At 64.4% G+C, this 24,000-nt stretch carries 26 protein-coding genes; 17 read left to right on the top strand and 9 right to left on the bottom strand.

Annotation, left to right across the window (positions count from 1 at the left end):
• Nucleotides 1-53 precede the first annotated feature (53 nt).
• A complete protein-coding gene (locus BI347_RS07065) occupies nt 54-2,204 on the top strand; it encodes an AsmA family protein (protein ID WP_071114595.1) in 2,151 nt (716 codons plus the stop codon).
• A 38-nt stretch (nt 2,205-2,242) separates the two neighbouring features.
• Here the strand turns inward: BI347_RS07065 and BI347_RS07060 are convergent, their stop codons facing one another.
• Entirely contained in the window at nt 2,243-4,213 is a 1,971-nt protein-coding gene (locus tag BI347_RS07060; RefSeq protein ID WP_071114594.1) for a monovalent cation:proton antiporter family protein, read from the bottom strand.
• Between the two features lie 128 nt (nt 4,214-4,341).
• Here BI347_RS07060 and BI347_RS07055 point away from each other — a divergent pair, with 128 nt between their 5' ends.
• From BI347_RS07055 to BI347_RS06985, 15 genes are all read left to right on the top strand, one after another.
• A complete protein-coding gene (locus BI347_RS07055) occupies nt 4,342-5,322 on the top strand; it encodes a KpsF/GutQ family sugar-phosphate isomerase (RefSeq protein WP_071114593.1) in 981 nt (326 codons plus the stop codon).
• Between the two features lie 46 nt (nt 5,323-5,368).
• A complete protein-coding gene (locus BI347_RS07050; protein ID WP_071115580.1) occupies nt 5,369-5,893 on the top strand; it encodes a KdsC family phosphatase in 525 nt (174 codons plus the stop codon).
• The gene (lptC, locus tag BI347_RS07045; RefSeq protein WP_071115579.1) at nt 5,890-6,459 is read left to right on the top strand and encodes an LPS export ABC transporter periplasmic protein LptC; all 570 of its coding nucleotides are present in this window, start codon (nt 5,890-5,892) and stop codon (nt 6,457-6,459) included. Before BI347_RS07050 ends, lptC begins: the two co-directional genes overlap by 4 nt.
• Nucleotides 6,449-7,006, top strand: a complete 558-nt coding sequence (lptA, locus tag BI347_RS07040) for a lipopolysaccharide transport periplasmic protein LptA (RefSeq protein ID WP_071114590.1) — start codon at nt 6,449-6,451, stop codon at nt 7,004-7,006. Before lptC ends, lptA begins: the two co-directional genes overlap by 11 nt.
• Nucleotides 7,007-7,008: 2 nt before the next feature.
• The gene (lptB, locus tag BI347_RS07035) at nt 7,009-7,737 is read left to right on the top strand and encodes an LPS export ABC transporter ATP-binding protein (RefSeq protein ID WP_083338738.1); all 729 of its coding nucleotides are present in this window, start codon (nt 7,009-7,011) and stop codon (nt 7,735-7,737) included.
• A gap of 3 nt (nt 7,738-7,740) precedes the next feature.
• The gene (locus BI347_RS07030) at nt 7,741-9,129 is read left to right on the top strand and encodes an RNA polymerase factor sigma-54 (RefSeq protein ID WP_071115578.1); all 1,389 of its coding nucleotides are present in this window, start codon (nt 7,741-7,743) and stop codon (nt 9,127-9,129) included.
• Between the two features lie 67 nt (nt 9,130-9,196).
• On the top strand, nt 9,197-9,523 hold the full coding sequence (hpf, locus tag BI347_RS07025; RefSeq protein ID WP_071114587.1) for a ribosome hibernation-promoting factor, HPF/YfiA family: 327 nt from the start codon (nt 9,197-9,199) through the stop codon (nt 9,521-9,523).
• A 122-nt stretch (nt 9,524-9,645) separates the two neighbouring features.
• The gene (gene ptsN, locus BI347_RS07020; RefSeq protein ID WP_071114586.1) at nt 9,646-10,107 is read left to right on the top strand and encodes a PTS IIA-like nitrogen regulatory protein PtsN; all 462 of its coding nucleotides are present in this window, start codon (nt 9,646-9,648) and stop codon (nt 10,105-10,107) included.
• Nucleotides 10,100-11,056 (top strand): HPr(Ser) kinase/phosphatase, encoded by a 957-nt coding sequence (gene hprK / locus BI347_RS07015; RefSeq protein ID WP_071114585.1) that lies wholly within the window; start codon nt 10,100-10,102, stop codon nt 11,054-11,056. The genes ptsN and hprK overlap by 8 nt, the downstream gene beginning before the upstream one ends.
• Complete coding sequence (gene rapZ / locus BI347_RS07010; protein ID WP_071114584.1) at nt 11,037-11,879, top strand: RNase adapter RapZ; 843 nt, start codon at nt 11,037-11,039, stop codon at nt 11,877-11,879. The genes hprK and rapZ overlap by 20 nt, the downstream gene beginning before the upstream one ends.
• 71 nt (nt 11,880-11,950) lie before the next feature.
• A complete protein-coding gene (locus tag BI347_RS07005; RefSeq protein ID WP_071114583.1) occupies nt 11,951-12,568 on the top strand; it encodes a flavin prenyltransferase UbiX in 618 nt (205 codons plus the stop codon).
• Nucleotides 12,565-14,031: a bifunctional ADP-dependent NAD(P)H-hydrate dehydratase/NAD(P)H-hydrate epimerase gene (locus tag BI347_RS07000; protein ID WP_071115577.1), complete on the top strand. Its 1,467-nt coding sequence runs from the start codon at nt 12,565-12,567 to the stop codon at nt 14,029-14,031. Before BI347_RS07005 ends, BI347_RS07000 begins: the two co-directional genes overlap by 4 nt.
• An 80-nt stretch (nt 14,032-14,111) precedes the next feature.
• Nucleotides 14,112-15,026 (top strand): DMT family transporter, encoded by a 915-nt coding sequence (locus tag BI347_RS06995; protein WP_071115576.1) that lies wholly within the window; start codon nt 14,112-14,114, stop codon nt 15,024-15,026.
• A 145-nt stretch (nt 15,027-15,171) separates the two neighbouring features.
• Nucleotides 15,172-16,695 carry a sensor histidine kinase gene (locus BI347_RS06990; protein WP_095210852.1) on the top strand — a complete coding sequence of 508 codons (1,524 nt, stop codon included), beginning with the start codon at nt 15,172-15,174 and terminating at the stop codon, nt 16,693-16,695.
• Nucleotides 16,692-18,290: a DUF3369 domain-containing protein gene (locus tag BI347_RS06985; protein ID WP_071114579.1), complete on the top strand. Its 1,599-nt coding sequence runs from the start codon at nt 16,692-16,694 to the stop codon at nt 18,288-18,290. The genes BI347_RS06990 and BI347_RS06985 overlap by 4 nt, the downstream gene beginning before the upstream one ends.
• Before the next feature lie 65 nt (nt 18,291-18,355).
• Here the strand turns inward: BI347_RS06985 and trhA are convergent, their stop codons facing one another.
• From trhA to BI347_RS06950, 7 genes are all read right to left on the bottom strand, one after another.
• The gene (trhA, locus tag BI347_RS06980) at nt 18,356-18,973 is read right to left on the bottom strand and encodes a PAQR family membrane homeostasis protein TrhA (protein ID WP_071114578.1); all 618 of its coding nucleotides are present in this window, start codon (nt 18,971-18,973) and stop codon (nt 18,356-18,358) included.
• 170 nt (nt 18,974-19,143) lie between these two features.
• Nucleotides 19,144-19,800 (bottom strand): adenylate kinase, encoded by a 657-nt coding sequence (adk, locus tag BI347_RS06975; protein WP_071114658.1) that lies wholly within the window; start codon nt 19,798-19,800, stop codon nt 19,144-19,146.
• A 43-nt stretch (nt 19,801-19,843) separates the two neighbouring features.
• Nucleotides 19,844-20,605: a 3-deoxy-manno-octulosonate cytidylyltransferase gene (kdsB, locus tag BI347_RS06970; RefSeq protein ID WP_071114577.1), complete on the bottom strand. Its 762-nt coding sequence runs from the start codon at nt 20,603-20,605 to the stop codon at nt 19,844-19,846.
• On the bottom strand, nt 20,602-20,784 hold the full coding sequence (locus BI347_RS06965; RefSeq protein WP_071114576.1) for a Trm112 family protein: 183 nt from the start codon (nt 20,782-20,784) through the stop codon (nt 20,602-20,604). The genes kdsB and BI347_RS06965 overlap by 4 nt, the downstream gene beginning before the upstream one ends.
• Complete coding sequence (gene lpxK / locus BI347_RS06960; RefSeq protein WP_071114575.1) at nt 20,774-21,793, bottom strand: tetraacyldisaccharide 4'-kinase; 1,020 nt, start codon at nt 21,791-21,793, stop codon at nt 20,774-20,776. Before lpxK ends, BI347_RS06965 begins: the two co-directional genes overlap by 11 nt.
• Nucleotides 21,794-21,814: 21 nt before the next feature.
• Entirely contained in the window at nt 21,815-22,234 is a 420-nt protein-coding gene (locus tag BI347_RS06955) for an ExbD/TolR family protein (protein ID WP_071114574.1), read from the bottom strand.
• Nucleotides 22,235-22,236: 2 nt separating this feature from the next.
• The gene (locus BI347_RS06950; RefSeq protein WP_338032373.1) at nt 22,237-22,791 is read right to left on the bottom strand and encodes a MotA/TolQ/ExbB proton channel family protein; all 555 of its coding nucleotides are present in this window, start codon (nt 22,789-22,791) and stop codon (nt 22,237-22,239) included.
• Between the two features lie 343 nt (nt 22,792-23,134).
• Between BI347_RS06950 and BI347_RS06945 the strand changes: the two genes are divergently transcribed.
• Nucleotides 23,135-23,593, top strand: coding sequence for a DUF4442 domain-containing protein (locus tag BI347_RS06945; RefSeq protein ID WP_071114572.1), 459 nt, complete (start codon nt 23,135-23,137; stop codon nt 23,591-23,593).
• 59 nt (nt 23,594-23,652) lie between these two features.
• Here BI347_RS06945 and BI347_RS06940 read toward each other — a convergent pair whose 3' ends face one another.
• Nucleotides 23,653-23,949 (bottom strand): ArsR/SmtB family transcription factor, encoded by a 297-nt coding sequence (locus BI347_RS06940; protein ID WP_043574449.1) that lies wholly within the window; start codon nt 23,947-23,949, stop codon nt 23,653-23,655.
• Between the last annotated feature and the right edge of the window lie 51 nt (nt 23,950-24,000).

Genomic DNA, 24,000 nt, shown 5'->3' with positions numbered 1-24,000 from the left:
TTCCCACTACCCGTCTCCAATACTTCATGCATAGCCTCTCCGAGCGATCTCCGATGAAATTGAACTCAGGCCGGCTGTGGCTAAGAATCGCGACTTACGGCACCTTGGCCGTGGTTTTGCTGCTGGTATTGATCCGCGCGTTGATCTACTGGCAATTCGACGAAGCTGCCGTGCGCAGCACCCTGACCCATGCGCTGAATGATACCGGCCGCACCATACATATCGATGGCCGCATCACTCCCGCCTTCTTCCCCTATCCCGGCATAGACATAGAAAAAGTCAGCGTCAGCGAGCCGGGCAAACCAGACGTTTTCGCCCGGGTGGAATTGCTGCGCGTATCGCTGGCCTGGATGCCGCTGTTGCTGGGCAACCGCGAAATCAAAGGCGTCGAGCTGTACGGCGCCAACGCCAGCATTTCCCGCGGCCTGGACGGCCGGCTGAACATCGCCGATTTGTTCCAGCGCCACAGCCAGGACAACTACCGCATCAAGCTGGATCAGCTGCGCATTCGCGAAGGCACGCTGCTGCTCTCCGACCAGCCCACCCATACCGACAAGCGCTTCTCCAGCATCAGCCTGGACGCCGACGACCTGCGCAGCACCGCCAGCGTCAGCGCCGGCGCCATCCTGGACGACGACAAGCGGCCGGTGCGGCTGGCGCTGAACACCCCGCTGGCGATCCAGGACGATCAGGTCAGCCTGCCGCAACTGGAAGCGGTGGCCATCAGCAACATCCAGGGGCTGGGCGAAACCAAACTCACCATCACCGGCCAGTACAAGCTCAACTTCGCCTCGCTGCAGGCTACCGGCAACGACGTCACCGTCGACTTCACCAGCGACCGCCCCAGCAGCGAAGTGAAGTTGGCGCTGCCGCAGATCAACGCCAGCCTGCACGAACTGACCATGCCCTCCGGCAGCCTGAGCGCCAAGCTGATCTATGCCCGCAGCCAGTACCAGCTGCAAGCCCAGCTGGACAACCTCAAGCTGAGCGAAGGCGGACTGTACGCCGACAAGCTGGACGGCGAGTTCAACTGGCTGGCCGGCAGCACCAAGGTCAATGTCAAACTCAACGCGCCATTCTCGCTGGCCGGCATGAACCAGTTGCTGATGCAGCCGCTGAAGCTCACCAGCACCATCGCCACGCCGGCGCTGCCGCGCGGCAAGCTGGTCACCAGCATGGAAGGCTCGCTGGACGGCGACATCGACGAGCCGCGCTTCAATCTGCGCGTGGCCGGCAAGCTCGATGGCTCCGACGTCTCCGCCACCCTCAGCCAGTACGGCCTGATCAAGCCGCGCCACGAAGCCACGCTGAACATAGGCAAGCTGGACCTGAACCGCTACCTGCCGGAAACCCAGGGCGATCCGGTGGCCATCTTCCAGAACACCAATGAGATTCCGCTGGACTGGCTGGACTTCTTCGACCTCAACGGCAAGGTGGCGATAGGCGAGCTGGCGATGGGCCGCTTCCGCATCAACCACATCAGCAGCAATGTGCGGATCAACCCACGCGCGCTGGAGCTGGACCAGATGTCAGCCGACATCTACGACGGCCGCCTGCAGGGCGACGCCACCCTGAGCCGGCGCGACGTGCCGCACCTGGCGGTGAAGCAGACGCTGCAGGGCATGAAGATCCGCCCGCTACTGGTGGACCTGTTCAACTTCGGCCGGCTGGATGGCAAGGGCAACGGCAAGATAGACATCAGCGCCGACGGCAAGTCGTTCGCCGAGCTGCGCAACACCCTCAACGGCGACGCCGCCTTCAGCCTGAACAACGGCGCGCTCACCGGCATAGACCTGGTGGCCGCGTTGAAGAATCTGCCGGCGGAGCTGAAGGAGTGGAACAGCACCGCGCAGAACGACCAGAAGACCACCTTCTCCACGCTGTCCACCAGCTTCAAGCTGGACAAGGGCATCGCCCGCAACCAGGACCTGAAGCTGGCCTCGCAACTGGTGAACGTGAACGGCGGCGGCAAGATAGACCTGAAGCAGAGCATCGTCGACTACACGATGGATGTGCAGGCCAATCCGCAGGAGTTCGCCAAGCTGAAGGGCATGAACGTGCCGCTGAAGATCACCGGCCCGATCAACGCGCCGGTGTACGCGCTGGACTTCAATGCGATGGTGAAGGGCAAGAAGACCGAGGGAGAGAAGAAGCAGGCGCTGAAGCAACAGTTGCAGAAGCAGATCACCACCATCCTGCCCTGACCCGGCAAAGAAAAGGCCCCGCTTCCCGGGGCCTTTTGTCAATCTCCCTGCAAAATCCTCGACTCCGCCAACGCCAGCTGTTCCGGCGTTCCCAGCAGCACCAGCACATCGTCGGCGCCGATCTCGAAGCTGCCGTCGAAGTCGGTGCGGCGCACCCGCTGGCGGCGGATGGCCTTGACCTCCACGCCCAGACCCTCCAGCCTCAACGCGCCCAGCGGCTGGCCGATGGCGGCGGCGCCGCCGCACACCTGCACGCTGAGCAGGCGCGGCACCAGCGCGTCGTCCAGGCTTTCCACCTCGTCGCTGCTGCCGCGGAAAAAGCCGCGGAACAGATCGTAGCGCTCCTCGCGCACCGCGCGGATGCGGCGCAATACCCGGCTGGGCGGCACGCCCGCCTCCATCAGTGCCTGCGAGGCCAGCATCAGGCTGCCCTCCATCACCTCGGCCACCACCTCGTCGGCTCCGGCCTGGCGCAGGATATCCATCTCGCTATCGTCTATGGTGCGGACGATCACCGGCAGATCCGGCCTCACCTCGCGCACCGCGTGTAGAATGCGCAGCGCGGCGTGGGTATCGGCGAAAGTCACCACCACCACCTTGGCCCGCATCAGGCCGGCGGCGATCAGCACCTCCTTCTTGCCGGCGTCGCCGAACACCACCTGATCACCGGCCTCGCCCGCCTCGCGCACCCGCTCCGGATCCATGTCCAGCGCGAACATATTGATATTTTCAGCCTCCAGCAGGCGCGCCAGCGCCTGGCCGCTGCGGCCATAGCCGCAGATCAGCACATGCTCGCTCTTGCTCATGCCGGCCACCAGCATCTGGTGCAAATCCAGCGACTGCAGCATCCAGTCCTGCTTGACCAGGCGGCGGGTGATGCGCTCGCCGTGCATGATGAGAAAGGGCGCGATCAGCATGGAAATCAGGATCGCGGCGATGGCGGCCTGCCCGGTGCCCGGCGCCACCAGGCCCAGCGTCATCGCCAGCGCCAGCAGCACGAAACCGAATTCGCCGCCCTGCGCCAGCGCCAGCGCCGAACGCATGGCATCGTTGGCGCGGTGACCCAGCACACGGCCCACGCCGAACACCACCGCCAGTTTCAGCGGCAGCAGCAAGGCCAGCAGCAGCAGCACTTCGCCAAAGCGGCTGAACAATACCGACAGCTGCAGCCGCATGCCGACGGTGATGAAGAAGAAACCCAGCAGGATGTCGCGGAACGGCTTGATGTCCTCTTCCACCTGGAAGCGGTATTCGGTTTCCGAGATCAGCATGCCGGCGACAAAGGCGCCCAGCGCCAGGCTGAGACCGGACAGCTCGGTCAGCCAGGCCACGCCCAGCGTCACCAGCAGCACATTGATCATGAACAACTCGCCGGAACGCTGGCGCGCCACCAGGTGAAACCAGGGCCGCACCAGCCGCTGGCCGAAGAACAGCAGCAGCGCCAGCACCAGCGCCACCTTCAGCGCCGCCTTGCCCAGGTCCAGCCACAAGGTGTCGCTATGGCCGGCGAAAGCCGGCAGCAGGATCAACAGCGGCACCACGGCGATGTCCTGGAACAAAAGCACCCCGATCGCCAGCTGGCCGTGCGGCTGGCTCAACTCCAGCCGCTCGGTCAGCAATTTGCTGACGATGGCGGTGGACGACATCGCCAGCGCGCCGCCGATGGCGAAACCTGTCAGCGGGCTGCCGGTCAGATAGCCCATGGCCAGCGCCACCAGCAGCATGGTGACCGCCACCTGGGCAAAACCGACGCCGAACACCAGCTGCCGCATCGCCTTCAGCCTGGGCAGCGAAAACTCCAGGCCGATGGTGAACATCATGAACACGATGCCGATCTCGCCCAGGAAGGCGGTTTCCTCACCTTGCGGAATCAGGCTGGCCACGCCCGGCCCCGCCAGAAAGCCCACCACCAGATAACCCAGCATCGGCGGGACTTTCAGGCTGCGACACAAGGTTACCGCCAACACGGCAGCCAACAGGACGAGAACGATGGGGGCCATGGAATGCATCGGCGGTAGAATCTCCCGGGAAAAAACGGATATCTGGTGGACGAAAAGCGGAGAAAATGCGACGACCAAGCAAAAGTTGCACCAGCTCGCGCGTCAATCGATTATAACCTTTGATATACTTTTGCCTTATGGAAAAAACACACGCCACCAGCCGCCTGGAGATGGCGCGCGAGGTTCTGCAAATCGAAGCCGCCGCGCTGGTCACCCTGGCCGAACGCCTGAACGGCGACTTCCTTGCCGCGATCGACGCCATCCTCGCCTGCAAGGGCCGCGTCATCGTCACCGGCATGGGCAAGTCCGGCCATGTGGGCCGCAAGATCGCCGCCACGCTGGCCAGCACCGGCACGCCGGCCTTCTTCGTCCACCCGGCGGAGGCCGCCCACGGCGACCTCGGCATGATCACCGGGGAGGACATCGTGATCGCGCTGTCCAACTCCGGCGAAGTGAACGAGATCACCGCGCTGCTGCCGGCGCTGAAGCTAAAGGGCATCCGCCTGATCGCGATGACCGGCCGCGCCGACTCCACGCTGGCGAAGGAAGCCGACGTGCTGCTGCACACCCATGTGGAGAAGGAGGCCTGCCCGCTGGGCCTGGCGCCCACCACCAGCACCACCGCGCAGATGGCGCTGGGCGACGCGCTGGCGGTGACGCTGATGGACGCCCGCGGCTTCGGCCAGGGCGACTTCGCGCTGTCGCATCCCGGCGGCAATCTGGGCCGGCGGCTCTTGGTGCATGTGAGCGACCTGATGCACAGCGGCGACGCCCTGCCCCGCGTGGCGCCGGGCACGCTGCTGAAGGACGCGTTGCTGGAGATGTCGCACAAGCGGCTGGGCATGGTCACTGTCTGCGACGCCGACGGCACGCTGCACGGCATCTACACCGACGGCGACCTGCGCCGCACGCTGGAGCGCTCGGCCGATGTCTACAGCCTGAAGATAGACGAAGTGATGGGCCGCGCGCCGCGCACCATACTGGCCGGCAAGTTGGCGGCCGAGGCCGGTTTCGTGATGAAGCAGAACCAGATCACCAGCCTGGTGGCGGTGGACGCCGATGGCAAGCTGAGCGGGGTGCTGCACATGCACGACCTGCTGCAGGCCGGCGTATTTTGATTTCGCCGCGCAGCCCCTCGGGGCTGGCGGCAGCAAGGACCAAGCAATGCGCATGATTTCCGAGCAGGCCCGCAAGGTGAAGCTGCTGATCATGGATGTGGACGGCGTGATGACCGACGGCCGCATCTACTACAACGCCCAGGGCGAAGAGAGCAAATCGTTCTATGTGCAGGACGGCTTGGGGCTGCGCCTGCTGCAGTCCACCGGCGTGCAGCTGGCCATCATCTCCGGCCGCGCCGACCGCTGCGTGGAACACCGCGCCCGCGCGCTGCGGATAGACCACTACTACGGCGGCGTGCACGACAAGAGCGTGGCGCTGGCCGAACTGCTGGAAAAAACCGGCCTCGGCGCCGACGAGTGCGCGTTCATCGGCGACGACCTGATCGACCTGCCCATCCTCACCCGCGTCGGCCTGGCCGTCGCCGTGCCGGAAGCGCCGCCGCAGGTGCGCCAACACTGTCATTACGTCACCGGCAACGCCGGCGGCCACGGCGCGGTGCGCGAGCTGGCCGAGCTGATCATGCAGGCGCAGGGCACTTTTGACGCCATCGTCGCCAGGTATCTGGCATGATTCGGCTCTTGCGCTCCCACCGGCTGTTTCCGGTGCTGCTGATCGGGCTCACCGCGATGCTCACCCTGTGGCTGGACCAGATTTCGCGCTGGGACACCCGCCATCGCGAGCTGGACCCTGACAAGCCCGAATACGTGGCGGAAAACCTGGTGGCCACCCATTTCGACCTGCACGGCAAGATGGCGGACCGTCTGATCGCCACCCGCATGTGGCAATACCCCAGCAAGCCGGACGCCTATTTCGAGAACCCCGACCTGTACCAATACCAGCAAGGGGTGCTGCAATACCATGTCTTCGGCGAATCCGGCCGCTACAACAATAAAAACCAGCAGGCTTTCTTCGACAAGAAAGTCACCCTGATCAAACCCGCAGACAGCAAGCAGCCGGAAACCCGGCTGGAAAGCAGCGTGATGCTGGTGGATTCGGCCAAGCATGTCGCCAGCACCAAGGCGCCCGCGGTAATCCACCAGGGCAACTCGGTCGCCCACTCCATCGGCTTTGTCTACCAGCAACAGCTGGGCCTGCTCAACCTGTTGTCCACTACCAAGATCATCTATGCCAAATAAGACCCGCATCCTGCTGGCCAGCCTGCTGCTGGCTGCCTCCGCCCTGACCCACGCCGAGCAGGCCGACAGCACCAAGCCCATGGAAATCACCAGCGACAACGGTTGCACCATGGACCAGATCAAAGGCGTCTCCACTTGCGAAGGCAATGTGGTGGTGATTCAGGGCACGCTGCGCCTGAACGCCGACAAGGTGGTGGCCACCCAGGACAAACAGGGCAACCAGACGCTGCAGGCCACCGGCCGCATCGTCACCTTCCGCCAGAAAATGGACAACAACGGCGGCTGGGTGGAAGGCCAGTCCAGCAAGCTGGACTACAGCAGCGCCGCCCACACCGCCATCCTCACCGGCAACGCCCGCGTCAAGCGCAACGGCGACCTGGCGATAGGCAATGTGATCAGCTACGACACCCAGACCGAGACCTATCAGGTGCAGGGCGGCGGCGCCAACAGCGCCGGCAAGGGACGCACCACGGTCATCCTGCAACCCAAGAACACCGCCTCGCAGCCCGCGGCCGCCAAGCCCGCCGCCGGAGCCGCCAAACCATGAACATGAAGCACAGCGTCCTCACCGTCTCCCGCCTGAAAAAGCGCTTCAAGAAGCGCACCGTGGTCAAGGACGTATCCCTGCAGATCGAAAGCGGCGAAGTGGTGGGCCTGCTCGGCCCCAATGGCGCCGGCAAGACCACCAGCTTCTACATGATCGTCGGCCTAATCGGCGCCGACGACGGCGACATCACGCTGGACGACGCGTCCATCACCCGCTACCCGATCCACCAGCGCGCGCAGCTGGGCCTGGGCTACCTGCCGCAGGAGGCGTCCATCTTCCGCCGCATGACGGTTGAGGAAAACATCGCCGCCATCCTGGAAATCTCCGGCCGCAAGGGCAAGGAGCTGGAAAAGGAACTGGACCTGCTGCTGGACGACCTCAACATCGCCCACCTGCGCGACAGCAACGCGCTGTCGCTGTCCGGCGGCGAACGGCGCCGGGTGGAGATCGCCCGCGTGCTGGCCACCCGCCCGCGCTTCATCCTGCTGGACGAACCGTTTGCCGGCGTGGACCCGATCGCGGTGATAGACATCCAGAAGATCATCTCCTTCCTGAAGGAACGCGGCATCGGCGTGCTGATCACCGACCACAACGTGCGCGAGACGCTGCGCATCTGCGACCGCGCCTACATCATCAGCGACGGTTCGGTGCTGGCCTCCGGCGAGCCGGAAGAGCTGGTCAACAACGACAAGGTACGCGAGGTCTACCTCGGCGAACATTTCCACCTGTAAGCGATGAAACAGGCCCTTCAGCTCAAGGTATCGCAACAGCTGACGCTTACGCCGCAGCTGCAGCAGTCGATCAAGCTGCTGCAGCTGTCCACCCTGGACCTGCAGACCGAAGTGGAACGCTTCCTGCTGGACAATCCTCTGCTGGAGCGCGGCGACGAGCCGCGCGATGCCGAGACCGCCGAAGCCGTCAAGGACGATGCGGGCGTCGCCGATCAGGACGACGGCGCGGGCAGCGGCGAGTTGCTGGACTGGGGCGCCGGCAGCCGCCAAGGCGGCGACGACGATTACGACCCCATGCTCAATGTTCCCTGTCAGATCAGCCTGCGCGAACACCTGCTGGCGCAACTGGGCGAAATCGCCCTGGCCGGCCGCGACCAGGCCATCGTCAGGCTGCTGATCGAGGAACTGGATGACGACGGCTACCTGCCCTTGAGCCTGGACGAACTGGCCAGTCACCTGCCGCTGGAGCTAGAGCTGGAAAGCGACGAATTGGCGGTTGGGCTCAAGCTGCTGCAGCAGTTCGACCCCGCCGGCGTCGGCGCGCGCTCGCTGGCGGAGTCGCTTGGGCTGCAACTGCAGCGCTTGGCCGCCGGCGAGCCCGGCCACCAGCTGGCGCAGGCCATCGCGCGCGAACACCTGGCGCTGCTGGGAAGCCGCGACTACGCCAGACTGAAGAAACTGCTGGCTTGCAACGACGCCGAACTGCGCGCCGCCCAGGCCCTGATCGCCCGTCTCAACCCCCATCCTGCCACCGGCTTCGCCCACGGCGACGTCCACTACGTGATTCCCGACATCAGCGTCAGGAAGCTGCGCGGCCGCTGGGTGGCCGAGCTCAACCGCGCCGCCATGCCCAGGCTGCGCGTCAACCGGCTGTACGAGCGCATGCTGGCCGACTCGCGCGGCCAGGCCGGCGAAATGTCCGGCCGCTTGCAGGAGGCGCGCTGGCTGGTGAAAAACATCCAGCAGCGATTTGACACCATCCTGAAAGTGGCGGAAGCTGTTGTCGAACGGCAACAATTGTTCTTTGAACACGGCGAGGTGGCGATGCGGCCGCTGATCCTGCGGGACATCGCGGAAGAGCTGGGCCTGCACGAGTCCACGGTTTCCCGCTCCACCAGCCAGAAATACCTGCTCTGCCCGCGCGGCCTGTTCGAGCTCAAGTATTTCTTCGGCAGTTCGCTGGAAACCGACAGCGGGGGCGAATGCTCCGCGACGGCCATCAAGGCTCACATACGCGGCATGATTGACGGCGAGGACCGCGGCAAGCCGCTGTCGGACAGCGCCATCGCCGACGCGCTGGGCAAGCTGGGAATACAGGTTGCCAGACGCACCGTAGCCAAGTATCGTGAAGCCATGCAGATTCCGGCGGTGAATCTGCGCAAGGCGCTGTAGCAAGCCTTGGGGAATACATGCCGCCCGCCAACCCGACCGGGCGGCCAACACCAGAAGGAGCTAGGGTATGAACCTCAAAGTAACTGGTCTGCACCTGGAAGTAACCCCGTCGCTGCGTGAATACATCGAAAGCAAACTGGAGCGCATCACCCGCCACGTCGACCACGTGATCGACATCTCCGTCACCCTCTCGGTGGACAAGCTGGTTCAGAAGGCTGAAGTCAACGTCCACCTGTCGGGCAAGGATATCCACATCGAAGCCTCCGAAGCCGATCTTTACGCCGCCATCGACCTCCTGATGGACAAGCTGGACCGCCAAGTATTGAAATACAAGGAAAAGCTAACCGAACACCGGGCGCAGAGCTCGGGCGAAGTCTCCCAAGCCTCGCTGTGACCCCCTGAGGAAAGCCACGGGAACCATACGGTTCCCGTTTTTCTTTGCGCTTGCCGGTTTTCAGTACTATCAAGGCAACGTAGAATTCCAGGTTTATCCAAGAGCCGCATGCATAATCCAATATGAATCTCATCGGCAAGATCCTGACTCCGGACCATGTGTTGCTGGATCTGGACGTCTCCAGCAAGAAACGGGTGTTCGAACAGGTGGGCCTGCTGGTGGAGAACACCCGCGGCATCGCTCGCAGTGAAATCTTCGACAGCCTGTTCAGCCGTGAAAAACTGGGTTCCACCGGGCTGGGGCAAGGCGTGGCCATCCCGCATGGCCGCGCGCGCGGCCTGAAGGAAGCCACCGGCGTATTCATCCGGCTGAAGGCGCCCATTCCCTTTGACGCGCCGGACGGCAAGCCGGTGCAATGCCTGTTCGTGCTGCTGGTCCCGGAGCACGCCACCGATCTGCACCTGCAGGTGCTTTCCGAACTGGCGCAGCTGTTTTCCAGCCGCCAGATGCGCGAGCAGATGCTGAGTATCAGGATGCGCGATGAACTTTACCAGCTCCTCAGCGAGTGGACTCCCAATGCCTAGCATCACCGTCCGCAGGCTGTACCAGGAAAACCAGCAGAAACTCAATCTGACCTGGGTGGCCGGCACCGGCGGCGCCGACAACGTGATCGGCAACGACGAGCAACGTCCGACGCTGGCGCTGGTGGGCCACCTCAACTTCATCCACCCCAACCGGGTGCAGGTGCTGGGCCTGGCCGAAGTGGACTACCTGAACCGGCTGGAGCAGTCGGCGGCCAAGACCGCTCTGGACCAGCTGTTCCACAAGAGCATGTCGGTGGTGATGGTGACCAACGGCCAGCCGGTGCCGCGGCTGCTGCGCGACTACTGCCACAGCCACAACGTGCCCTTGATGTGCAGCACGCTGGAAAGCCCCTACCTGATGGACGTGCTGCGCATTTACCTCGCGCGCGCGCTAGCGGTGTCCACCGTGCTGCACGGCGTGTTCCTCGACGTGTTCGAGATCGGCGTGCTGATCATGGGCGACTCGGCGATGGGCAAGAGCGAACTGGCGCTGGAGCTGATCTCGCGCGGCCACGGCATGGTGGCCGACGACGCGGTGGAACTGTACCGCATCGGCCCGGACACGCTGGAAGGCCGTTGCCCGCCGCTGCTGCGCGACTTTCTGGAAGTGCGCGGCCTCGGCATCCTCAACATCCGCACCATCTTCGGCGAGACCGCGGTCCGCCCCAAGAAGGTGCTGAAACTGATCATTCATCTGGTGAAAGCCAACGACCAGGCGATGCAGGCGCTGGACCGGCTCAACATCCAGTCGGAAACCCAGGACATCATAGGCGTCACAGTGCGCAAGGTGGTGCTGCCGGTGGCCGCCGGCCGCAACCTGGCGGTGCTGGTGGAAGCCGCGGTGCGCAACTACATCCTGCAGCTGCGCGGCATAGACAGCACCCGCGAATTCATCGAACGCCACACCAACTTCCTACGGGACCAGGAAAATGCGCCTGATATTGATTAGCGGCCTGTCCGGCTCCGGCAAGTCGGTGGCGCTGCGCGCGCTGGAAGACTCCGGCTTCTACTGCGTGGACAATCTGCCAGCCACCATGCTGCCGGAGGCGATGTCGCTGTACGCCGATTTCGGCTACGAACAGATCGCCATCAGCGTCGACACCCGCTCCGGCCCGTCCCTGGGCGCGCTGCCGCAGGTGGTGGAGCAATTGCGCGCGCAGAACATAGACGTGCGCCTGCTGTTCCTGGAAGCCCGCACCGAGACCCTGGTCAAGCGCTTCTCCGAAACCCGCCGCCGCCACCCGCTGTCCGACGCCGGCATCACGGTGGAGGAAAGCATACGGCTGGAACAGGAAATGCTGGCCGACGTGCAGGAACTGGGCACCCGCATCGACACCAGCGAGCTGTCGGCCAACGCGCTCAGGAGCTGGATACGCGAGCTGGTGGACGCCGACAGCAGCCGGCTGACGCTGATCTTCGAATCGTTCGGCTTCAAGCACGGCCTGCCGCAGGACGCCGACTTCGTGTTCGACGTGCGCTGCCTGCCCAATCCCTACTACGACCCGCAACTGCGCCCCTTCAACGGCCGCGACCAGCCCATCATCGACTTCTTCGCGCAGCATGCGGAGATGGCGGAAATGATCGCCGACATACAAACGCTGATCGCCAAGTGGCTGCCCTGCTACAGCAAGGAAAACCGCAGCTATCTGACCGTAGCCGTGGGCTGCACCGGCGGCCAGCACCGCTCGGTCTACATCATAGAAAACCTGGCGCGCGCCTTCGCCGACAAGCAGGTGCTGGTACGCCACCGCCAGTTGTACCGCGAAACCTGATACGGACGGGCGGCGCCCTGCCCCACGCCCCGGGCGGGCCTAACGCGCACGCCCGCTGGAGAACGCTTCCGATGTCCCGCCGCAAAACCGTCACCGTCGCCCTCACCGGCGCCTCCGGCCTGCCCTACGGCCTGCGCCTGATCGAAACCCTGCTGGCCGCCGGCATCCGCACCTGGGTGCTGTACTCCCAGGCCGCCCAGGTGGTGGCCAAACAGGAAATGCAGCTCACCCTGCCCTCGCGCCCGGCCGAGATGAAAACCTGGCTGTTGCAGCGCCATCCCGCCCACGCCGAGCTGCTGGAAGTGTTCGGCCGGGAGGAATGGTTCGCTCCAGCCGCGTCCGGCTCCAATCCGCCGGACGCGATGGTGGTGTGCCCGTGCTCGATGGGCACGCTGGCCGCCATCCGCCACGGCATGAGCGACAACCTGATAGAACGCGCGGCCGACGTATGCATCAAGGAGCAGCGCAAGCTGGTGCTGGTGCCGCGCGAGACGCCGCTGTCGGTGATCCACCTGGAAAACATGCTGGAGCTGGCCCGGCTGGGCGTGGTGATCCTGCCGCCGGCACCGGGCTTCTATACTCATCCCAAGACCGTGGACGACATGGTGGACTTTGTCGTCGCGCGGATTCTGGACCAGTTGGGCGTAGAGCAGAGCCTGACTCCGCGCTGGGGAGAAACATCGCCATGAAACCCTCCCCCATTCTCAGCCTGGAAGCATTGCGCCAACTGGAGCGCACAGCCGACGCCGCCGGCCTGATGCTGATGCAGCGGGCGGCGCAGGCCTCCGCAGACTGGGTCGGCCGCCATCTCGCGCCGGGCTCGCGGCTGCTGGTTTGCGCCGGCCCCGGCAACAACGGCGGCGACGCGCTGTACGCGGCGCTGGAACTGCAGCAGCGGGAATATCTGGTGGATGTGCTGCTGCCCTGCCCACCATCCAGCCTGGCCTGCCGCCAAGCGCTGCAGCAGGCCCAGGCGTCGGAACTGGCCATATTCGACGCGCTGCCCGCCCATTATCCGCCGCCGGCCCTGCTGATAGACGGCCTGTTCGGCATTGGCCTCAGCCGGCCGCTGGACGAAACCTGGAAACAAAGGATAAACCAGCTCAACGCACTGGACTGCCCCATCCTGGCGCTGGACTGCCCCAGCGGCCTGGACGCCTACTCCGGCCAAAGCCTGGGCGCCGCCATCCATGCCGACCACACGCTCACCTTCCTGTGCTACAAACCCGGCCTGTTCTGTAGCCAGGGAGCCGACCTCGCCGGCCAGGTGGAGCTGGCGACGCTGGATTGCCCGCCGCATTTCTTTCCTCCCGGCGAAGGCGCGCTGAACGCGCCGTGCGCCGCGGCGCTGGCCCGACCCCGCGACAGCCACAAAGGCAGCTTTGGCACCGTTGCCGTCATAGGCGGCGCGCCAGGCATGCTGGGCGCGGCGCTGCTGGCTGGGCGCAGCGCGCTGCAGGGAGGCGCCGGCAAGGTCTATCTGTGTCCTCTGGACGACAGGCTGCCGGTGGATGCGATCGCGCCGGAGTTGATGATACGGCCGCTGGACGAGATGGCCGAGCTGCCCGCCGCCGACGTGATCGCCTTCGGCCCAGGCTTGGGCCAACAGGAGCTGGCCGCCCGGCTGCTGCCGCAAATCGTCGCCCTCCCCCTGCCGCTGGTGCTGGACGCCGACGCGCTCAACATGCTGGCCGGCGACCGCGACGCTGCCGGCCGGATCGCCCAGCGGTCGTCCGTCACCGTGCTGACCCCGCATCCGGCCGAAGCCGCCCGCCTACTGCAAATCGACACCGCCGCCGTGCAGCGCGACCGCATCGCCCACGCCAGGCAACTGGCCGCGCGATACCGCTGCGTGGTGGTGCTAAAGGGCGCCGGCAGCCTGATCGTCCGCCCCGACGGCTATTATCTGCTCAACACCAGCGGCGGGCCGGAACTGGCCGCCGCCGGCCAGGGCGACGTGCTGACCGGACTGATCGCCGCCCTGCTGGCACAGGGCCTGCCGGCCTTTGACGCCACCGCGCTGGCGGTCCATCTGCACGGTCTGGCCGGCGACGACTACCAGCAGGAAAGCGGCGGCCCGATCGGCCTGACCGCCTCAGCCACCGCCATCCGCATCAGCCGGGTGCTCAACCGCCTGCTGGCCGGACGCTGAAGCCCAACGCCGCCGCTTTGCCGGCGGCGGCGGTTTATGTTTAAGATGGATCGGGCAGCCCCACCTCGCGGAGACCCGACTTGTCATCACAAAAAAAAGCCTACGCCTTCGGCCTCGGCGCCGTCCTGGCCTGGTCCACCGTCGCCAGCGCCTTCAAACTCAGCCTGCAGCACCTTAGCCCGATGCAACTGGTGCTGTACGCCAGCATCGCCTCGCTGCTCTCCCTGCTGGCCATCCTGGCCTGGCAGGGCCGCCTGCCGGAGCTCCCCGCCGCGCTGCGCCGTCACTGGAAAAGCTCGCTGCTGTTCGGCGCGGTCAACCCCTTCGCCTACTATCTGGTGCTGTTCCAGGCCTATGCGCTGCTGCCGGCGCAGGAAGCCCAGGCCATCAACTACACTTGGGCGCTGACCATGACCCTGCTGGCGGTGCCGCTGCTCCGGCAGAAGCTGCACCCACTCGACGCCGCCGCCGCGCTGATCTGCTATCTCGGCGTGCTGGTGATCGGCACCCGCGGCCAATTGCTGGAACTGCACTTCTCCAGCCGGCAGGGCGTGCTGCTGGCGCTGGCCTCCACCCTGCTGTGGGCCGGCTACTGGATCTTCAACACTCGCGACCGCCGCGAACCGGTGCTGGGCCTGACGCTGAACTTCGCCTTCAGCCTGCCCCTCAGCCTGGTCTGGTGCGCCTGGCACGGCCAGCTCGTAATCCCCTCCTGGCAGGGGCTGGCCGGCGCCGCCTACGTCGGCGCGCTGGAGATGGGATTCACCTTCGTGCTATGGCTGTCGGCGATGAAGCTCACCCGCAGCACCGCCAGCATCGCCAATCTGATCTTTCTGTCGCCGCTGCTGTCGCTGCTGCTGATCCACCTGATCATCGGCGAAGCCATCCTGACCTCAACCCTGCTGGGCCTGGCGCTGATTCTGGGCGGCCTGGCGGTGCAGAAGCTGCCGCTGCGGCGCGCGCTGCCGCGCCCGGTCGCGGAAGGTTCCAACTGATCCGCCCAGAGGCCGGCAGCAGCGGCGTTAACGACTCGCAAGAAACTGTATTGGATCCATCATGGCAATTCCGTCCCGCTCTGCCTACGATTCACTGAGAGGGCACGAACAAACAGGCACCATGAAAAGCATCAAGACAAGGTTAATGCTATGGCTGATGGCGTGGATCACCACCATTCTGGGCAGCACGGGGCTGTATTTCTATCTTCATGACTACAGCATAGACCAGAGCGACTTCCAGACTCAGCGCGCCGCAGTGCAATCCCGCCTGTCCTTGTCGCTGCCGCACGGCATCTGGCAGCTGGACGACGAAAATGTGCGCCTGGCGCTAGACAGCGAATTAAGCTGGCCTTCGGTGATCGCCATCAACGTCAAGGGGGAAAGCGGGCTCAACCTGGGCCGCACCCGCGACAGCGGCGGCAATCTGCGCGACATGCTGCCCAACGAACGGCCCAAGGTTGACGACATGCTCAGCATCCCCATCATCTATCAGGGAAAAGAGCATCTGGGCACCGCCACGGTCTATCTGTCGCATGACGCGCTGCGCGCCCGCGAAGACCAGCACCTGATCACCATCGTCGCCCAGATCGTGCTGCTGGACGGCATGATCTTCTTCATCATGTCGTTCAACCTGCAACGCTTCATCTTCCAGCCGCTGTCGCGCCTGCAACAGGCGCTCAACACCGCCATCCGCGCGCCCGACGCCACCGGCGCCCAGATCACCCACCTGGCGGACGACGAAATCGGCGCCATCGTCAACGGCTTCAACCGCATCGTCGCCCGCACCGCCGCCGACCTGGTCAAGCGCACCGCCGCGGAGACCGTGGCCCGGGAGGAAAAGGAAAAGGCGCAACTGGCCTACAGCCAGTTGATGGCGACGCAGGAAACGCTGGTGGAAGCGGAGAAGATGGCATCGCTGGGCAGCCTGGTGGCCGGCGTGGCCCACGAGATCAACACACCGGTGGGCATCACGCTCACCGCCGCCTCGCACCTGGGCACCGCCACCTCGCACATCACCGGCAAGCTAGACAGCGGCAACGTCAAGAAGAGCGATTTCCAGAGCTATCTGGAAACCGCGCAGGAATGCTGTGAACTGATACTGGCCAATTCGGAACGCGCCGCCAACCTGATCCACAGCTTCAAGCAGGTGGCGGTGGATCAGACCAGCGAAGCCAGGCGCAGCTTCCACCTGCACGACTACCTGAACGAAGTGATCACCAGCCTCAAGCCGCGCTTCAAGCACACGAAGGTGGGGATCGATATCCAGTGCGAAGAGGACATCCTGCTGGACAGCTATCCGGGCGCCCTGGCCCAGGTGCTGACCAACCTGGTGGTCAACGCGCTGGTTCACGGCTATGAAGGCGGCGAAATTGCTGGCAATATCGTCATCGAGGCTCATCGCAACGATGCCCAGCACGTGTCGCTGAACATCAGCGACAACGGCAAGGGCATCGCACCGGAAAACCTGGGCAGGATCTTCGAACCGTTCTTCACCACCCGGCGCGGCAGCGGCGGCAGCGGACTTGGCCTCAACATCGTCTACAACATCGTACGGCAACGGTTGGGCGGCAATATCGAGGTACACAGCGAGCAGGAGCAAGGCACCCGCTTCACGCTGGAAATGCCTTGCATCGCCCCCACCGTCCAGCACAAGGAGAATGTGGCATGAGCAGCGATACATTGCCTCCGGATGAAGACAACTGGTTGCTGGACGACAGCGAAAGCGACAATGAAGCCAGCGCTCGCCCTTCGGAACAGCGCAAGCCCTGGAAAGTGCTGATCGTCGACGATGAAAAGGACGTGCACACCGCCACCCGCATCGCGCTGCGCGGCATCAGCTACAAGGAAAGGCCGCTGGAATTGATCAGCGCCTACAGCGGCGGCGAAGCCTTTCAGCAATTGCAGCTACATCCCGACATCGCGCTGATCATGCTGGACGTGGTGATGGAAAGCGAGGATGCCGGCCTCAGGCTGGTGCACCGCATCCGCCAGGAGCTCTCCAACGGCGTGGTGCGCATCGTGCTGCGCACCGGCCAACCCGGCCAGGCGCCGGAGCAGGAAGTCATCCTCAACTACGACATCAACGACTACAAGACCAAGACCGAACTCACCACCCAGAAGTTGTTCACCACCACCATCGCCTCGCTGCGCGCCTACGAGAACATGGTGTCGCTGGAAAAGAACCGCCAGGGCCTGGCCAAGATTCTGGAGAGCGCGTCCGACCTCTACCAGTTGCACTCGCTGCGCGAGTTCGCCTCCGGCGTGCTGCGCCAGATCAGCGCTTTGCTCGACATCGGCACCGACGGCATCCTGTGCGTGCGCAATGAAAACCACAGCGGCCGGCCGGAACTGGAAATCCTGGCGGTGTCCGGCTCCTACGAATACCTGGCCGAAGCCGGCGATCTCTCCAGCGAACCCAAGCTGGCAGAAATCATCCAGCGCGTGTTCAGCGAAAAGCGCAGCATCTTCCAGCACCCTTACGACGTGTTATACATCGCCTCGCGCAACCGGCGCGAATTCGCGGTGCACTTCATGCCGCAATGGCCGCTGGAAAGCGTGGAGTGCGACTTGCTGGACGTATTCTGTCAGCGCATCTCCGCCGCCTACGACAATCTCTACCTGTACAACCAGCTGCGCAGCGCGCAGGAGGCCACGGTGGTGGCGCTGGCCGACCTGGCGGAATTCCGCGACACCGACACCGGCGACCACGTGCTCAGGGTGCAGAAGCTGACCGACGCCATCGCGCAGGAAATGCGGGACAGCAACCACTATCCGGAACTGATGACGCGCGAGTTCATGGACATGGTGGGCATGGCCAGCATTCTGCACGACATCGGCAAGGTGGCCATTCCCGACAGCATCCTGCTCAAGCCCGGCAAGCTCGATCCTGAAGAGCGCACGGTGATGGAGCAGCACGCCCCGATAGGCGCGCAGATACTGGACAAATCCGCACGCATGGTGGAAGGCACCAGTTATCTGTCGCTGGGTTCGGAAATCGCCGGCGGCCACCACGAGCACTTCGACGGCAAAGGCTATCCGCGCCAGCTCGCCGGCCAGGATATTCCGCTGTCCGCGCGCATCGTCGCGGTGGTGGACGTGTTCGACGCCCTGCTCAACAAGCGCCCGTACAAGGAGCCCTGGAGCATGGAGGAGACGATGAAATACATAGGCAGCCGCGCCGGCAGCCAGTTCGATCCACATGTAGTGGAAGCGCTGACGCGGCTGGTCAACGAGAAGCGTCTGCCGGTGCCGCAGCAAGAGTAGTCCCGAGCGCCCCATGCAAAACGGCAGCCATCCGGCTGCCGTTCTTGCTTGCGCCGCCTTGCGCGTCAGGCCACGTACCTGAGCACGCAGACATACTGGCAGATGCTGCCGCCCAACACGAACAGGTGCCAGATGCCGTGGCCGTGGCGGATCTTCTCGTCGTTGAGAAACCAGTAGATGCCCACGCTGTACAAGAGGCCGCCCAGCCCCAACCAGAACAGGCCGCCCGGCGCCAGCGCATCGATCAGCGGCTTGATCGCTATCAGCACCAGCCAACCCATCACCACGTACAGGATCATGGACAGCAGCCGGGTACGGCGCCCAAGGGTCAGCTCCTGCGCGATGCCGAACAAAGCCAGGCCCCAGCTCAGGCCGAACAGCGTCCAGCCCCAGGCCCCGCGCAGAGTCACCAGCGCAAACGGAGTGTAGCTACCGGCGATCAGCAGATAGATCGCCGAGTGGTCGCACTTCTGCAGGATGGCCTTGGCCCGTCCAGTGAGGCTGTGGTACAGCGTCGAGATCAGGTACAGCGCCACCAGCGTGCCGCCGTACAGGCTGAAGCTGACGATCTTCCATGGATCGCCCTGCATCGCGGCCTCGGCCACCAGCACCACCAGTCCGGCTACCGCCAGCAAAGTGCCGGCCAAGTGGGAATAGCCGTTGAAACGTTCCCCGTGATACATGATTTATCCTTGAGCCGGTCCGTCTTTCCGGCCTGACATCATAAAGCGGTTTGGAGCCCCCCGCGGCCTCCAGGGTTCAATTGTCCGCCTGTTGCCGCTCCGCCGCCAGCGCTTTGCGCAAGCGAAAAAGCGGGCCGCGCCCGCTTTGACCGAAATCGTGAGCGCCGGAATCAGGCGCCCAGCGCCGCCAGCACCTCGTCGCGCACGGCTTCCACCGCGCGAGTGCCGTCGATCTTCACATACTTGGGCGCCTTGGCATCGCCGGCGGCGGCCAGCTTGCCATAGAAGCCCACCAGCACGGCGGTCTGTTCGTGGTACACCGCCAGGCGCTTCTTCACGGTTTCCTCGCGGTCGTCGTCGCGCTGAACCAGGTCTTCACCGGTCGCATCGTCCTTGCCGGCCGCTTTCGGCGGATTAAAGACGATGTGATAGGTGCGGCCCGAAGACAAATGCACGCGGCGGCCGGCCATGCGCTCGACGATGGCGGCGTCCGGCACGTCGATCTCCACCACGTAGTCGATGTCCACGCCAGCGGCGATCATCGCCTCGGCCTGCGGGATGGTGCGCGGGAAACCGTCAAACAGGAAGCCGTTAGCGCAGTCTGCCTCGGCGATGCGTTGCTTGACCAGGCCGATGATGATGTCGTCGCGCACCAGGCCGCCGGCATCCATGATCGCCTTGGCCTCCAGGCCCAACGGCGTGCCGGCCTTGACCGCGGCGCGCAGCATATCGCCGGTGGAGATTTGCGGAATGCCGAATTTTTCGCGGATGTAGTTGGCCTGGGTGCCTTTGCCGGCGCCCGGAGCGCCCAACAGGATCAATCGCATGTACATGACTCCAGTTTGTTTGATTTATGAATTCTTTTAGCCCTCAGGCGCCCAACAGCCGGCGCACCCGTTCCAGGTCTTCCGGCGTGTCGACTCCGGCGGCCGGCGCCTCGCTCGCCACTGCCACCATGATGGCATAACCATGCCAGAGCACGCGCAATTGTTCCAGCGCCTCGTACTGTTCCAACGGCGCGGCCTCCAGCCTGGCATAGGCGCGCAGGAATCCGGCGCGGTAGCCATACATGCCGATGTGGCGGTACGCCGGCAGACCGGCGGGCAATACGCTGCGATCGGCGGCGTAGGCGTCGCGGGCGTAAGGGATGGGCGCGCGGCTGAAATACAGCGCGCGGCCGTGCTTGTCCAGCGCCACTTTCACCACATTGGGGTTGAAGTGGTCGGCGGCATCGTGGATCTCATGCGCCAGCGTCGCCATCGGCGCGTCGCCCGCCGTGTCCAGCAAATCGGCCAGACGGTCGATCAGCGCCGGCTCGATCAACGGTTCGTCGCCCTGCACATTCACCACGACGGCGTCGTCAGCCAGGCCGAGCTTGGCGGCCGCCTCGGCCAGGCGGTCGGTGCCGCTGGCGTGGTCTTCGCGCGTCGGCACCGCCTCCACGCCGTGCGCGGCGCAGGCGGCCAGGATGTCGGAGTGGTCGGCGGCCACGATCACGCGCCCGGCGCGGCTTTTCGCCGCCTGTTCGGCGACCCGCACCACCATCGGCTTGCCGGCGATGTCGGCCAGCGGTTTGCCCGGCAGGCGGCTGGAAGCCATCCGCGCCGGGATCACCACGATGAAGCCTGTCATTTGACTTCTTCTTCCGGCGGCAGCTCGCGCGCTTCCGCTTCCAGCATCATCGGGATGCCATCCTTGATCGGGAAGGCCAAACGGTCGCCCTTGCAGATCAGTTCGTCCTTGTTCTTGTCGAACACCAACGGTCCCTTGCACAGCGGGCACACCAGGATTTCCAGAAATTTAGCGTCCATGTTCCATCTTCAAGCGGGTGAGTATCCAGTCGCCCAGCTCAGGCGCCAAGGTGGCCTGAACCGGCAAAACCCATAGTCTAGCACGCTGCGCCGCGTCATGAAGCACGCGCGCGAGCTTGACCGCGTCCTTGCTGGTGACGATCACCGCGTCGGCGGCGGCCGGAATGTCGGCGGCGGAAAAAGCATGGTGATCGGGAAAGGACAGTTCGCTGGCCACCGCAATGCCCTGCCCTGCCAGCGTATGGAAAAACCGTTGCGGATGGCCGATGCCGGCCAGCGCCGCCACCCGCAAGCCGGCAAAGTCCGCCGCGGTCCGTGTCCGGGAAGCGTCGCCCAGACCATGGAAAGCGCCGGCGCGCAGCGTCATGTCGAAACGCGGCAGGCCAGCCGGCAGCGCCAGACTGGCGCCCGCGCCGTTGACCACCACCGCGTCCACCGTCCGCAAGCGCGACAGCGGCTCGCGCAAGGGGCCGTTGGGCAGCAGATGGCCGTTGCCGACGCCGCGCCGGCCGTCCAGCACCACGATTTCCAGATCGCGCGCCAGCCTGTAGTGCTGCAAACCGTCGTCGCTAAGAATCAGCTGGATGTCGGGATGCAGGGCCAGCAGACGGCGGCCGGCGGCGACGCGGTCGCGCCCCACCACCACCGGCGCGCCGGCAGCCGCCAGCAGCAGAGGCTCGTCCCCCACCAGCTCCGGGTCGCTGTCCGGCAGCGCCTCGGTGGGCTGGCCGGCGCTGCCGCCGTAACCGCGGCTGATCACGCCCGCCTTCACGCCGCGCGCGGCGAAGTCCGCCAGCAGCGCCAGCGTCAGCGGCGTCTTGCCGACGCCGCCGACATTGATGTTGCCGATGACCACCACCGGAACCGGCAGCGTCTCGCGCTTTTTCCAGCCTCGGCGGAACGCCTGCCGCCGGCCGGCGGCCAGCAGCGCAAAAAGCCCTTCCAGCGGCGCCAGAAGGGCTGTCAACCAGCCTCGCGGCCGGTACCAGTGTTGCTCGATCAGATTCATGCGTTCATGGGGTCCGCCCGCTCAGGGCTTGAGATTCTGGGTGGCGAAAGTCAGCTGCGATAGCCCGGCCTCGCGCGCCGCCTCCATCACCGTGATCACCGACTGATGGGTGGAGTTGGCGTCGGCATTGACCACCACCACCACGTCGCTCTTGCCCGCGGCAGCGGCCTTCAGCCTGGCCAGCAGGCCGGCCTTGTCGCCTCTTGCCAGCCGGGCGTCGTCCACCGCCATCGCGCCGTCGGCGGCGACCGCGACTCGGATCTCGATGGTTTTGTTCTTCAACTGCTCGCCCTGGGCGCTGGGCAGATTGATCTTGAGCTCGGAGAAGCGGGAATAGGTGGTGGTGACCATCAGGAAGATCAGGATCACCAACAGCACGTCTATCAGCGGGATGAAGTTGATCTCCGGCTCTTCCCGGCCGCGGCCGCGACGAAAGTTCATGCTCAGTTCCCGTTCCGGCGCTCGCCGTGCACCACTTCCACCAGCTTGATAGCCTGCGCCTCCATCTCCACCAGCAAGCCGTCCACGCGGGAACGGAAGAAGCGATAGAACATCATGCTGGGGATCGCTACGATCAGGCCAAAGGCGGTGTTGTACAAGGCGACGGAGATGCCGTGCGCCAGTTGCTGCGGATTAGCGCCGCTGCCGTTCTGCGAACCGAAGATCTCAATCATGCCGATCACGGTGCCCAAAAGGCCCAGCAGCGGGGACATGGCGGCGATGGTGCCCAGCGTGGTCAGCAGACGCTCCAACTGGTAAGCCACCTGGCGGCCCTCATCCTCAATCGACTCCTTCATCACCTCGCGGCTGCCGCTGACATTGCGCAGCCCGGCGGCGAACAGGCGTCCCAACGGAGAGTGCTGCTGCAAGCGCCGCATCAGCTCATCGCGCAAATCCACCCGGCGGTATTCCTGCAAGGTCTGCGCCAACAGGCCTTCGGGCACCACGACGCCGCGGCGCAGGCTGAACAGGCGCTCTAGGATGATCGCCAAAGACACGACTGAAGCCGCGAGAATAGTCCAGATCGGCCAGCCGGCCGCTTCAACGATAGCCCACACAGGAAGCTGTCTCCGTAGTCGATACAAACGTCAGACTTTATTACCTCAATCGCGGTGAGGCAACCTCTGGCCGGCAAAAATTAGCGCCGGCTGCCGCTTTTTTGGGCAAGAACCAGCGAAAGCCGCTGCCACCGGCGAATGCCTCAACTTATCCACAAGGTTATTCCGCGATTCTTGTGGATAAATTTTCAGGTTCCCAGGCGGACTCCTGCAAGCCGGCATTGACATCGATCAAGCCTTTGTCGACGATAGCATCATCCAAACAATCGTTTGAATCGCTATCATGAACCTGCCCATCTGGCTGATCAAGCTGCTGCTCAACCTGTGGCCGCCCTTCCTCGGCGCCGGGATCCGCGTCCACCGCCTGTCGCCTGACTTCCGCCAGGCCGAAGTCAGGCTGAAACTGGGATTCGGCAACCGCAACTACGTCGGCACCCACTTCGGCGGCAGCCTGTACGCGATGACCGACCCATTCTACATGCTGATGCTGCTGCGCCAGCTGGGCAGCGACTACTATGTCTGGGACAAGGAAGGCCGCATCGAATACGTTAAACCCGGCCGCGGCCTGGTGCGCGCGCATTTCAACCTGAGCGACGCAATGCTGCGCGACATCCGCGCGCAGACCGCCGGGGGCGACAAGTATCTGCCTGAAATGAAGGTGGAGATACGCGATAGCGGCGACGAGCTGGTGGCCACCGTGCACAAGACGCTGTACATCAAGCGCAAGCCGGAACGCCGCTGAGCAAAGCCCATGTAGAAAAAGCCGCGAAACGCGGCTTTTTCTACATGGATTCTGGGCACTTACTCCCCGAAGCCGCAGAAGACTTCGCGCATCATCCGCAAGACTTCCAGCGTGCGGATGTCTCCCACCCGGTAGTAGACGCGGTTGGCATCCTTGCGCGTGCGCAAAACCCCCTTGTCCCGCATAATGGCGAGATGCTGGGAAATATTGCTCTGGGAGGTGCCAACCTGCTCGACAATGTCTTGCACGCTCACTTCCCGGTCTTCCAGCACCGATATGATCTTCAGACGCAGCGGGTGCGACATGGCCTTCATCGCCCGGGATGTCTGTTCGATCTGGTCGTCGTTGAACAGCAAAGCTTTTCTCCTAATGTAGCGTCATTTTATTGATTTGACTGCGGGACTATA

This window comes from Chromobacterium sphagni (assembly GCF_001855575.1).
Classification (GTDB): Bacteria; Pseudomonadota; Gammaproteobacteria; order Burkholderiales; family Chromobacteriaceae; genus Chromobacterium; species Chromobacterium sphagni.
Note: the sequence above shows the minus strand (reverse complement) of the source record. Positions and strands in the feature narration are given on the sequence as shown.